12 protein-coding genes and 1 tRNA gene are annotated in these 12,010 nt (G+C 59.7%); 12 read left to right on the top strand and 1 reads right to left on the bottom strand.

The genetic code is table 11. The features are described 5' to 3' along the window. Nucleotides 1–19 precede the first annotated feature (19 nt). The 4 genes from OZX75_RS03335 to OZX75_RS03320 all read left to right on the top strand — a co-directional run bounded on the left by OZX75_RS03335 (nt 20) and on the right by OZX75_RS03320 (nt 2,915). Nucleotides 20–397: a GntR family transcriptional regulator gene (locus OZX75_RS03335; protein WP_277146873.1), complete on the top strand. Its 378-nt coding sequence runs from the start codon at nt 20–22 to the stop codon at nt 395–397. A gap of 165 nt (nt 398–562) precedes the next feature. After that, nucleotides 563–1,501 carry an ABC transporter ATP-binding protein gene (locus OZX75_RS03330; protein ID WP_277147373.1) on the top strand — a complete coding sequence of 313 codons (939 nt, stop codon included), beginning with the start codon at nt 563–565 and terminating at the stop codon, nt 1,499–1,501. An 8-nt stretch (nt 1,502–1,509) separates the two neighbouring features. Next, nucleotides 1,510–2,229 (top strand): ABC-2 transporter permease, encoded by a 720-nt coding sequence (locus OZX75_RS03325; RefSeq protein WP_277146871.1) that lies wholly within the window; start codon nt 1,510–1,512, stop codon nt 2,227–2,229. A gap of 2 nt (nt 2,230–2,231) precedes the next feature. Further along, nucleotides 2,232–2,915, top strand: coding sequence for an ABC-2 transporter permease (locus OZX75_RS03320; RefSeq protein WP_277146869.1), 684 nt, complete (start codon nt 2,232–2,234; stop codon nt 2,913–2,915). Between the two features lie 85 nt (nt 2,916–3,000). On the opposite strand, the gene thrC is transcribed toward OZX75_RS03320, so the two are convergent. Further along, nucleotides 3,001–4,521, bottom strand: coding sequence for a threonine synthase (gene thrC / locus OZX75_RS03315; protein WP_277146867.1), 1,521 nt, complete (start codon nt 4,519–4,521; stop codon nt 3,001–3,003). Nucleotides 4,522–4,750: 229 nt separating this feature from the next. Between thrC and OZX75_RS03310 the strand changes: the two genes are divergently transcribed. The 8 genes from OZX75_RS03310 (at nt 4,751) to OZX75_RS03275 (ending at nt 11,968) form a co-directional block, all read left to right on the top strand. Then, nucleotides 4,751–6,067 carry a glutamate-5-semialdehyde dehydrogenase gene (locus OZX75_RS03310; RefSeq protein ID WP_277146865.1) on the top strand — a complete coding sequence of 439 codons (1,317 nt, stop codon included), beginning with the start codon at nt 4,751–4,753 and terminating at the stop codon, nt 6,065–6,067. Nucleotides 6,068–6,297: 230 nt separating this feature from the next. Beyond that, nucleotides 6,298–6,849 carry a phosphoribosylglycinamide synthetase gene (locus OZX75_RS03305; RefSeq protein WP_277147371.1) on the top strand — a complete coding sequence of 184 codons (552 nt, stop codon included), beginning with the start codon at nt 6,298–6,300 and terminating at the stop codon, nt 6,847–6,849. Between the two features lie 77 nt (nt 6,850–6,926). Next, nucleotides 6,927–7,649: a nicotinate-nucleotide adenylyltransferase gene (gene nadD / locus OZX75_RS03300; protein ID WP_277147369.1), complete on the top strand. Its 723-nt coding sequence runs from the start codon at nt 6,927–6,929 to the stop codon at nt 7,647–7,649. A gap of 382 nt (nt 7,650–8,031) precedes the next feature. Beyond that, the gene (locus OZX75_RS03295; protein WP_277146863.1) at nt 8,032–9,054 is read left to right on the top strand and encodes a ribose-phosphate diphosphokinase; all 1,023 of its coding nucleotides are present in this window, start codon (nt 8,032–8,034) and stop codon (nt 9,052–9,054) included. Between the two features lie 133 nt (nt 9,055–9,187). After that, a tRNA-Gln gene (locus OZX75_RS03290) sits at nt 9,188–9,258 on the top strand. A gap of 97 nt (nt 9,259–9,355) precedes the next feature. Continuing rightward, nucleotides 9,356–10,738 carry a bifunctional UDP-N-acetylglucosamine diphosphorylase/glucosamine-1-phosphate N-acetyltransferase GlmU gene (gene glmU, locus OZX75_RS03285; protein ID WP_277146861.1) on the top strand — a complete coding sequence of 461 codons (1,383 nt, stop codon included), beginning with the start codon at nt 9,356–9,358 and terminating at the stop codon, nt 10,736–10,738. A 4-nt stretch (nt 10,739–10,742) separates the two neighbouring features. After that, entirely contained in the window at nt 10,743–11,159 is a 417-nt protein-coding gene (rsfS, locus tag OZX75_RS03280) for a ribosome silencing factor (RefSeq protein ID WP_277146859.1), read from the top strand. Nucleotides 11,160–11,242: 83 nt separating this feature from the next. Beyond that, entirely contained in the window at nt 11,243–11,968 is a 726-nt protein-coding gene (locus OZX75_RS03275) for a histidine phosphatase family protein (RefSeq protein ID WP_277146857.1), read from the top strand. Nucleotides 11,969–12,010 lie beyond the last annotated feature (42 nt).

Below are 12,010 nucleotides of genomic sequence, written 5' to 3'. Positions count from 1 at the left end.
CAAACAGAAAGGGGCATAGATGAAACTGATCATCTCATCCGTGTCCGGAGAACCGATCTACGAGCAAATCAAACGTCAGATACGCGAGGCCGTGCTGAACGGTGAGCTCAAAGGCGGAGATGCGCTGCCGAGCCTGCGCAAGCTGGCCCGTGAACTGCGAATCTCCGTGCTCACCGTCACCCGCGCCTATAACGAGCTGGCGGATGAGGGCATCGTGGTCAACGTGCAGGGCAAGGGTTCGTTTGTCGCCGACAAGGGTGATGAACGGATGAAGAAGAAGCTCATCGGCCAGGTGCGCAACGCCTTGCGTCAGGTGGGAGCGGCCGCCAAAGCGGCTGATATCCCGCTCATTGACCTGATGGATATGCTCGAGACTGAGTATAAGAAAGCCAAGTGAATCTTCTGTCAAACCGGTGAACGTACGATATTCAGGAGCCTCGGGCAGTGCTCGTTGGTTGCTTTTCGTTCATCTGTTGACAAGGATTTGCGCCACTTCTTATACGATTCTTATCGGTTCATCGGTGAACAGGAAAGGAATACGATGATGACACAGTCATCACCTATGACGGCCAAACCGGATACACGCAGTGTCTCCGCTGTCAGCAGTGCCGAGTCAATGGCACTGAGCGTCACTGACGTGACGAAACGTTACGGCTCCAACTTCACCCTCGGCCCGGTGACCTTCGATCTGCCCATGGGCTACATCATGGGGTTGATCGGACCGAACGGCGCCGGCAAATCGACGCTCATCAAGCTCATCCTCAACATGGTCCATCGCGACTCCGGTTCGATCAGCGTGTTGGGGCGCGACAGCATCGCCGACGAGGTCAAGGTCAAAGAGCGGCTTGGTGTGGTGTTCGATTCCAGCTATTTCTCAGCCTACTGGAGTGTGAAGATGGCCGGACGGGTCATGGCGATAATGTATGACAACTGGGATCAGACAAGGTTCGACTATTATGCCGATCGCTTCGGACTCGGAATGGAGAAGATCGTCAAGGATCTCTCGCGCGGCATGCAGATGAAGCTGATGATCGCGGCCGCTCTCAGTCACGACGCGAAACTGCTGATTCTGGACGAGCCGACCAGCGGTCTCGACGTACTGGCACGGGACGAGCTGATGGACATCCTGCAAGGGTATGTGGAGGACGGGCAACACAGTGTGCTGTTCAGCACCCACATCACCTCCGACCTCGAACGAGCCGCCGACTTCATCACCTACATCACGCAGGGGCAGCTCTATTACACCGGTCCGAAGGACGAGTTCGAGGATTCCTTCCGCATCGTCAAAGGCGGTCTCGACCAGATTGCAGACATCGAGCCGAATGCCGTAGGACTGCGTTGCTTCGGCACCGGTTTCGAGGCACTGGTCCATCGTCAGGTCGCCGACAGCATCGTCGGTCAAACCTCTGCATTCATCAGCGAACCGGTGTCCATCGACGACATCATCCGCCTGACCAATACGGCCAAGGCACCAACGTCAGCGAGCATGAACGAGGAGTGAACGAAATCATGGATTCCAAACAAATCGGCAAAGCCTTCCGCATCGACATATACAAGGTCCTGGCGTGGGGCAACAGGAAAAGCGTCAACGGCGTTGGCGGCAGCGTGTGGCTGTTGGTGTCTTTGCCGCTGATATTCGCGATCATAGCCAGAATAATGGGCAACGAAGAGGTGATGGATCCCATGAGCGGGGCCGTCACCGGGATGCTCGTCTTTGTATCGGCCATGACCGGCATGATAGTCTTCAGCTATGAGGACCAGACGGGAAGCGGGAAACTCAATGGGCTTTTGCCTGCCACGCGGGCCAATCAGGTGGTCGGACGATACGTTCTAACGCTGATTGCCGTTGCCATCGCCGTTGTGCTGCAGGCTGTCTGCGGATTGATCATGTATACGCCGCAAAGGATGAATGTCGCCGTTGGCCTGACGCTGCTGGTGCTGATTGTGGCCCCCATCCTTGCCAGTCTGTACCTGCCGATCGGCTATCGCTTCCCCGCGACGAAGGCGATGGGCTATGCGCTCATCCTGCTGTTCGTCATCGGAGCGCTGATGGCGGTCGTCGCACTCACCGTGCCGGATGCGGTGTTGAGCCAGGTGATAACCTTCGTCACCGGCGCCAAACTTGGACCGATCCCGTGGGTGGCCATCATCGGCCTGATCGTGGCCGTGGTAATGTACATTCTGTCCTGCCGGTTGTCGATGCACATCTACGAGCGTAAGGAGTTGTGAACATGGATCTGGGACAGGTAGTCAAGGCGTTTCGTCTCGATTGGTGGCGCCTGACGCAAATCAAGAAAGCCGTCTCATGCCCGGTATTCTTGACGTTGGCGGTGGTGCTCGCGACGCTTGCGCGGGTGATCGGCAACTATCTGCTGCCCCTGTTCGTGTTCGTTCTCGTATTCTTCAGCTCGTCGATGACCGGTGTGGTGGTCTTCGGTCATGAGCGACGTTTGCGTGGCAAAGCGGCGGAGACGACGTCGCGCCACGTACACGGAGGCCAAGTGGTCGGTCGCTACGTCCTTGTGCTCGCGGTGATGCTTCTGACGTTCGTCGTCCAATCGGTCTGCGGCGCCATCATGTATCTGCCGGATTACCCCGGCAGTGTGATCTCTCTGAGTCTGGCCCTGTTGATGTTCTCCCTGTGCTTCAACGCCGTGGTGCTGCCATTGTGCTACTATTTCCCGGCCAACGCAAAGATTGTCGCGTTGGTGCCGTTGCTCATCGTGTTTGCTGTGTCGATGTCTCTTTCGATAGGCATACCGGAATCCGTGTGGGAGACCTTTGTCAATTTCAGATGGAGCTTGCCGGGGTTGCCGATGCCATGGCCGGCCATCATCGGCATGGTGGTGGCCATGGCCGTGTTCGCGCTTTCCTGCTGGTTCTCCCAACTGATGGTCGCACATCGGAAACCGTGAGTGTGGCGTGCGGCCGAGACCCGGTCGATCCACACGGATGGCGTATGTCGGAAACGTTCGATCGCCGGTGTCGAGGCGGCGGTAGTTAAAGGCGCATCGAGACGTCGCGGACGTAGCCGGGCATCGCGTCGATGTCGATGACGTCGGTAAAGCGTTCGGCGGCGTGTTCCAGATCACGCAGATTCCTAGGCGCCGTGGTACCGCTTGCCTGCGCGAGGCGATCCATGCACGCGAAATCGGTGCCCGTGGTGTCGAGGCCGAGCGCACGGCCGACCACTCGCGGGAACTTGTAGGGGCTGGCGGTGCTCAGCAGCACACGCGGCATGTCCTTTTCGCGAGGCATCTGCTCAAGCAGGTAGTAGCCGCAGGCCGTGTGCGGGTCGATGACGTAGCGGTTGCGCTTCCAGCAGTCGGCGATCGCCTGGCTCACCTGCGTCTCGTCGGCCCACCCGCAGGCGAAGAGCTTGCGGATGCGACGCAGCAGCGGCGTGGGGATTTCGAAGGCGCCCCAATCCTTCAGGTCGGTCATGCACGACTGGATGAGGCGCATGTCGCCGTCGGACATGTAGTAGAGCATCCGTTCGAGGTTCGAGGAAACTAGAATATCCATGGACGGCGAAGTGGTTTGGTAGAACGGGCGCTCGCGGTTGTAGGTGCCGGTCATGAGGAAATCGAAGAGCACGTTGTTGCGGTCGCTGGCGACGGTGAGGCGTCCGACCGGAAGCCCCAGCATCTTGGCGTAATAGCCGGCGAGGATGTCGCCGAAATTGCCGGTCGGCACCACGAACTCGACTTTGTCGCCGACCTTGATGGCCCCGCGTTCGACCAGCTGCGCGTAGGCGGAGAAGTAATAGACGACCTGCGGCACGAGCCGGCCGACGTTGATGGAGTTGGCGGAGGAGAGCGAGACGTTATTGTCATTCCGCAGTGTTGCGGCCAGATCCTCGTCGCCGAAAATGCGTTTGACCGCGGTCTGCGCATCGTCGAAATTGCCGCGCACGGCGCAGACGTTGACGTTCGAACCGCTCTGGGTGGTCATCTGCAAACGCTGGATCTCGCTGACCTTGCCTGAAGGGTAGAAGACCGTGATGCCCGTGCCGGGGGTATCGGCAAAGCCGGCGAGCGCCGCCTTGCCGGTGTCGCCGGAAGTGGCGGTGAGCACCATGACCTTCTCTGCCGCGGTATGCTGATCGGAGGGTTCCCCGTGTCCGTCGGATACGCCCGAGGCGGTGCGTGCCATAAACTGCGGCAGGATCTGCAGAGCCACGTCCTTGAAAGCGCTGGTCGGCCCGTTGAACAGTTCGAGGATGTAATCGTCGCCCAACGGTTTGAGCGGAGTGATGGCACCATCGAGCCATTGCGGGCCGTAAGCCGCCTGCACGCATTCGTCAAGTTCAGAGGCCGAGAAATCGGGCAGCAGTACCCCCAGCACAGTGCGGGCCATGTCCTGGTATGGCTTACCGACCAACGTCGCTACGTCGATTTGCCGACTACCGAGGTCATCGCTGACAAACAGACCGCCGTCGCCGGCGAGACCCTGACGGATGGCCTGACGGCTGGTCAGGTGTTCGGAAGCGCTTCTGGTGCTATGGAAAGTGGTATTCATCACAACTTGCCTCGTTTGCTTTGGGCGGTCACGTAATTTCGCTGTGTCCATCAGTCTAACTGAACGCAACCCCGAATACCGAAGGTGTCCGAATCGGCCATGGCAGCTCCGTTTTGGACGCGGCAAGGCTTACAATCGTTGGCAACAGAGAAGGCGCGTGCCGGCTTTTCAAAGTCACGGCGGATGCCCGATCGCAGTGAAACACGTTTTGAATTTGAGGGAGAGCAACATGCTTGCAAGCGGTCGTCAGGATTCGACGGTTTTGGATTCGGAGGTGTTCCGTCAGGTCTGCGCCATGGCCGACGCCGCAACGCAGGCGCAGCGGGTGCTCGCCGAAGCCAACAGCGAAATGAAGAACGCTTTGCTGGACGCGATGGCGGACGAACTTGAAGCGGCGAGCAAGACCATCGCTCAAGCCAATGATGTCGATATGCGTGCCGCCAGGCAGGAAGGTATGAGTGCCGGAAAGCTTGACCGTCTGCACTTCGACGAAACTCGTGTGAAGGCGGCGGCCGACTGCGTCCGCCATGTGGCCACCCTTCCCGACCCGATTGGTCAGGTCGTGCGCGGCTCGACGCTGCCCAACGGCTTGCGCCTGAACGAGGTGCGTGTACCGATCGGCGTGTTCGGCATGATCTACGAGGCCCGGCCCAACGTCACTGTCGACGTGGCCTCGCTGTGTCTCAAATCCGGCAACGCCGTCCTGTTGCGCGGCGGTCATGAGGCGCGGCATACCAACGAAGCCACACTTGCCATCATCCAAAAGGTCTTGCAGGAGCAAGGCTTTGATCCGGCGCTGGTGGCCTCGGTCGACCGGTTCGGGCGTATGGGCGCCACGGCGATGATGGAGGCGCGCGGCCATATCGACGTGCTGGTGCCGCGCGGGGGAGCGGGTCTCATCCAGGCCGTCGTGCGCAATTCCAAGGTGCCGGTCATCGAAACCGGGGCCGGAAACGTCCACATCTATGTCGACAAAGCCGCGGACTTTGCCAAGGCCATCCCCGTCATCCTCAACGCCAAGACGCAGCGGGTCGGTGTCTGCAACGCCGCGGAAAAGCTTATCGTCCACCGTGACGTGGCCAAGGAGTTTTTGCCATTGGCGGCACGCGCGCTCGCGGATGCTGGAGTGGAACTTCACGCAGATGATGAGGCATATGAGATCATCGAACAAGGCGGCATCGGAAACGTGAACCTGGTGCATGCCACGGGCGAGGACTGGGATACGGAATATCTGGCGTTGAAAATGGGGGTCAAGGTCGTGGGAACGCTTGACGAGGCCATCGAGCATATCAACGCGCATTCCACCGGCCACACCGAGTGCATCATGTCCGAGGATTACAGCGCCATCGAACGCTTCACCAAGCGTATCGATTCGGCGGTGGTCATGGCCAACGCCTCCTCAAGGTTCACGGATGGCGGTATGTTCGGTTTTGGAGCTGAATTGGGTATTTCGACGCAGAAGCTGCACGCCCGCGGACCGATGGGGCTTGCGGAAATGACCACGACCAAATGGATCGGCTACGGCACCGGCCAGGTGCGGGCCTGATGACAAGCGAAGGACATGATATGAACGACGCTGAACAGAGCAACGACGACGCCGGTATCAAGGGCGCTGACAACAATCTGGAAGGCAATATTTCCGCCAGCCAGAATCCCGACAACCAGCCGGCGACCGCTACCGCCACAACGGACGGGCAGAAAATACCGGAAGGCGAGCAAGGTGCGCAGGAAAAGGGGCAGGCCGACTACCAGTTGGCCAAAGATCGCGGAATCGATATGAGCAATCCCCGTATCGGCCTGAAGATCGCTTCGGAACGGCTTGCCATCGTGCGTTACGTTTTTCTGGTGCAGGTGGAGGACGGCATCGCAACCGCCGACCAACGAGCCTCTTTGGAATATGCGGATGCGGCGCTTGTCGGGTGGCCTGAAATGGATGCGGACGACGTCGTCGACCTTGATGAAGACGGCCAAAAGACCGTAGCCGAACGCCTTGCCGCCATGGAACGCTACATTGCCGAGTTCAGCAGGCAGGAGGCGCAAGGCGGCATCGACGCCATGACCGACCTGCTGATCCGTGCCAGCGAGTGCGTCGCCTCCGTGCGCCGCCTGTACCAGCCCGATTTCCCGATTCCGACGTTCGCCGAGATCCGTCGTGTGGTGCAGGACGAATACGACGAGGACATGGGCAAAATCGACACCAGCCAACATGCCACCGCCGAAAAGATCGAGGAACAGACGGAACAGGCCGACGAGAAACGCGAAGAGACCGTAACGGAGCAATCCCAGAACGAGAAAAACGCCAAGAACAAGGGCAACGGCAAGGCATGAGCGACGCCGAGACCTCGATTGGCCAGTATACAGCCGCCGGCAGCGGCGAATCTTCCAAGTCTGCGCACGTGGGTGCCATGCCGTCAGCGTCCAACGCCAAGATTTCACAGCATCACGAACCGGCACGCAAGATGTCCGGTCTTTCCCAGCAAACCGGTCCCGACTCTATCGATGCCGCAACAACCGGACAACAGGGACATCGCCACGGCAACGGGCATCGACGCATCGGCATCATGGGCGGCACCTTCGACCCGATCCACAACGGCCATTTGGTGGCGGCAAGCGAGGTGGCATGGGTCTATGACCTCGATGAGGTGATTTTCGTGCCGACGGGCCGACCCGCGTTCAAGCTCGACAAGGACGTGACCAACGCCGAAGACCGCTATCTGATGACCGTCATCGCCACGGCCTCCAACCCCAAATTCACCGTCTCCCGCGTCGACATCGACCGCCCTGGTGTCACCTACACCATCGATACGCTACGCGACATTCACGAGTTGAACCCCGACGCCGAACTCTTCTTCATCACCGGCGCCGACGCCGTCGCCGAAATCCTCAAATGGAAGGAAGCGCGGAACATGTTCGGTCTGGCACGCTTCGTCGCGGTCACCCGTCCCGGCTACCAGAGCCCCGAACACATGCGCTCGCAGGTCGAGGTCGACACCTTGGAAATCCCAGCGCTGGCGATCTCCTCGACCGACGTCCGTCACCGCGCCGCGTCGGGCGAACCCGTCTGGTATCTCGTCCCTGATGGCGTGGTGCAATACATTGCCAAACATGGGTTGTATGCCAAGGACTGATTGCGCTGTTTGTCCATTAGCACCTTGGCATGGTACGTTTGTATTGATAAGTGAGATTTAACTAACACTGCCAATGGAGGCATAACGATGAAAAAGACCCGGCTTCGTATCGTCCAGGTGTGTCTGTCCGCAATCGTCTTGCTGCAAGCGGTATCGTCTTTCGGCGGGGGATGGCTGCAGCGTTATTGGTATGTCGATTCGGTGTTTTTCGCATTGAACGTTTTGTGCGTCATGGTCGTGCTTAATGAGTTTCGGACGGTTTCCAAATCCGCTCAGCAGCCATATGGTTGCGGTCGAAGAGACGCGGACGAGGTGCGTGTGTCCCCGTCTCGTTGAGCGGCTAATATGGCTTTGGTTCATACAGACGATAACGTTTGGAGACATGGTGAGCGCAATCCTAGAAGGAAAGCCCAGTAAGAATCTCATTCTCGTCACCGGCAGGGCCCATCCCCAGCTGGCGGCGGACGTCGCCAACCAGCTTGGCATCGACGTTTTGGAGACCACGGCGTACGATTTCGCCAACGGCGAGATGTATGTGCGTTACACCGAATCGGTGCGTGGCGCGGATGTATTTGTATTGCAGAGTCATGCGGGTGACGTCAACAAGGCCATCATGGAACAGCTCATCATGATCGACGCGTTGAAGCGCGCCTCGGCCCGTTCCATCACCGCCGTGTGCCCGCTTTTGGGCTATTCCCGTCAGGACAAGAAACACCTCGGCCGCGAGCCCATCTCATGCCGTCTCGTTTTCGATCTGCTGCGTACCGCTGGCGCCGACCGTGTGATGAGCGTGGACCTGCACGCCGCACAGTCCCAGGGTTTCTTTGACGGTCCGGTCGATCATCTCATTGCCATGCCGGTGCTCGTCGATTACATTCGTGACCGTTTTGAAGGCAATCTCGACAATGTCGCCGTCGTTTCCCCGGATGCCGGCCGTATCCGTGTGGCCGAGCAGTGGGCGCAGCGCTTGGGCGGCGGCCCGCTCGCCTTTGTGCACAAAACCCGCGATATCAACCGTCCGAACCACGCCACTTCCAACCGGGTGGTCGGCGACGTGGTCGGCAAGGATTGTGTGCTGGTCGACGATCTGATCGACACCGGCGGCACCATCGTCGGCGCCTGCGACGTCCTCAAGCAGGCCGGCGCCAAGTCGGTGACCGTAGTGGCCACGCACGGCGTGCTCTCCGACCCGGCCGTCGAGCGCCTGAAGAACTGCGGTGCGCGTGAGGTCGTGCTGACCGACACCGTGCCGATCGACGAATCCAAGCGTTGGGACGGGCTGACGGTCCTTTCCATCGCCCCGTTGCTCGCCAGCGCCATCAAGGCCGTCTTCGAGGACGGTTCGGTCGCCAAGCTCTTCGACACCTATCCCGAGCATCACGGCCAGGGCTTCCTCTTCGCTTGATCCGGCATCGTCGGAACCCGTGAGTTCGATTGGTCGCCGACGACCGTTTTCGGTGTCTTGTCTGTCGAGCGTGTCGGGTTGTCAGCGGCAACCAGCATAATAGAAAGTCGGTTCGGTCTTAGGGCCGTTCCATTCCTCCATGGTGTAAAGGCAGCACACGGGTCTTTGGAACCCTTAGTCTTGGTTCGAATCCAGGTGGAGGAACTTGTTCAAGTCGGCTGGATTTCCGTGTATCGGATGCCAGCCGTTTTGCATATTTAGGTGAGTGTTTCGTTTTCGAGGCACCGGAATTGGAGTGGATATGGCATTGAGTGCGGCAATTATTCTCGCGGCCGGTGAAGGCACGCGCATGCGTTCGACCAAGCCGAAAGTGCTTCATGAACTCGCCGGCAAGACCTTCCTTGAACGGGTGATGGCCTCGGTTTCCGCGCTCGATCCCGCCACGCTCGCCGTGGTCGTGCACTATCAGGCCGATCGCGTGGCCAAGGCTGCTCAAGGTTACAACGAGCACGTCGAAATCGTCAGGCAGGACGACATCCCCGGCACCGGACGCGCCGTGCAATGCGCCATGAACCAGCTTGATGCCGACGGCGAGCTCGCCGGCCCCGTGCTCATCGCCGCCAGTGATATGCCCTTGCTCGACTCTGCAACGCTCGATGCCTTGCTCGCGTTCCACAAGGCCAGCGGCAATGATGCCACCGTGCTCACCGCCAAGCTTGACGACCCTACGGGATACGGCCGCATCATTCGCGACAGCGATGGCAGCGTGCTGCGTATCGTCGAGCAGAAGGACGCCAACAGCAGCGAGCTGGCGGTCCACGAGATCAACACCTCCGTCTATGTCTTCGACGCGGCTGTGCTTGCAAGAGCGGTGCAGGGTCTCGACTCGAAGAACGCGCAAGGCGAATTCTACCTGACCGACGCCCTCGAAAGCGCCCGCAAGAACGGCAAGGTCGGCGCTCTCGCGGCGGCGGACTCCCTGAGCGTCGAAGGGGTCAACGACCGCGTACAGCTGGCCCACCTTTCCCGTAAGCACAACCTGCGCATCTGCGAGGCTTGGATGCGCGAAGGCGTCACGATTCTCGACCCGGAAACCACATGGATCGAAGACGACGTCCAGCTGGCGCGTGACGTCACCGTGCTGCCGGGATCCTTCCTGAAAGGGCACACCACCGTCGCCGAAGATGCCGTCGTCGGACCTTACACCACGCTTATCGACGCACAGATCGACACGGGTGCGACCGTCGAGCGCAGTCGCGTGCAGGAAACGCATATCGGCGCCAACGCCAACATCGGCCCGTGGACCTACTTGCGGCCGGGCAACGTGCTTGAAGAAGGCACGAAGGCCGGTGCGTTCGTCGAGATGAAGAAGGCGCATATCGGCGCCGGTACCAAGGTGCCGCACTTAAGCTACATGGGCGACGCCGAGCTGGGGGAGAACTCCAACGTCGGCGGCGGCTCCATCACCGCCAATTACGACGGCGTGCACAAGAACCGCACCCACATCGGCTCGAACGTCCACGTCGGTGCAGGCAATCTTTTCGTCGCACCCGTCGAGGTCGGCGACAATGTCACCACCGGGGCAGGTTCGGTCATCCGCCACGCGGTGCCGGACGATTCAATGGTATATTCGGAAAACACACAACACGTAGTAGAGGGCTGGAAGCCCGAATGGGAGCGTTAATTTAATGGCAGCACTGCAAAGTTCGATTGATGCCCTGCGTCTGGCCGCCGCGGCGGCCGACAGGGTGAAGGCCACCGATATCGTCGCCTTCGACGTCACCGGCCCCATCGCCATCACCGACGCGATGCTCATCGCCACGGCCTCCAGCGAGCGCCAGGTCCTGGCCGTGGCCGAAGAGGTTGAAAAAGAACTGTACACCAAAGGCGGAAAACTCGAGCCCCGAAACCGCGAAGGTCTTGACGAGGCCCGCTGGGTGCTGCTCGACTACGGTGATTTCGTCATCCACATCATGCATGAGGAAGAGCGTCAATACTACGACCTCGAACGGCTCTGGCAGGACTGCCCGGCCATCGACCTCAAGCTGCCAAAAGCAGGCGATGACGAGACTGCCGACGGCCGAACCGGCGATGAACGCGGCTGAGACGTCGGCCAATACTTCAGCCGTTTGTTTGCCGATCCGGATTAAGATTTCAACCACTCCGTCCGTCTGTTAGGAGTTCAACGATGGATTTCAGCACTCTATTCGATCCCAATGTCCACGTCCGTTCATTGACCTTGGTACGGCACGGACGTACCTCCTACAATGCTACCGGACGCGTTCAGGGCACCATTGACATCCCTCTTGACGAAGTAGGCGATTGGCAGGTCCATCAGACCGGAAAGGCATTGAAAGAGCTGTATGTCGACGGTGAGAAGGATCAGGCACGACACCGTCTGATCGTCGCCTCCGACTTGGGCCGGGCCATGGCCACCGCCCACGCTTTCGCCGATCTCATCGGCGAGGAGGTTCACCCGGACCCGCGTGTGCGCGAACGCCATTATGGCGATTGGGAAGGCCATGCGACCCGCGAGATCATGGAAAAGTATCCGGATGATTTCGTCTCGTGGCTCCACGGCGAGGGCGGCGAGCTCAAGCACGATGTCGAACCGGACAAGCATGTTGGTCTTCGAGCCTCGCAGGCCATCGCCGAATGGGCAGGCAAGGCCGAGCCGGATACGGATCTCTACGTCTTTTCGCATGGCGCCTGCATCGCCGACACGGTGCGAACCCTGCTCAACGCAGACAATGACACGGATGCCAATTCGGCGGTCTTCTCGATGCGCAACGCGCACTGGGCCAGGCTCATCCCCATCGCCATCGCCGGTCAGCTGCTGCGCTGGGCGCTTTCCGATTACAACCACGGCCCGGCCATCGCCGATACCGAGCAATGGGAGAATCCTCAGCTCTAAACCGATAGTATTGCGTATGATAGAAAAGAACAATTCATATCG

It is taken from the genome of Bifidobacterium sp. ESL0800 (assembly GCF_029395355.1).
In the GTDB taxonomy this organism is placed as follows: Bacteria; Actinomycetota; Actinomycetes; order Actinomycetales; family Bifidobacteriaceae; genus Bifidobacterium.
The sequence above is the reverse complement of the archived record's forward strand: the minus strand, read 5'-3'. Positions and strand labels throughout refer to the sequence as shown.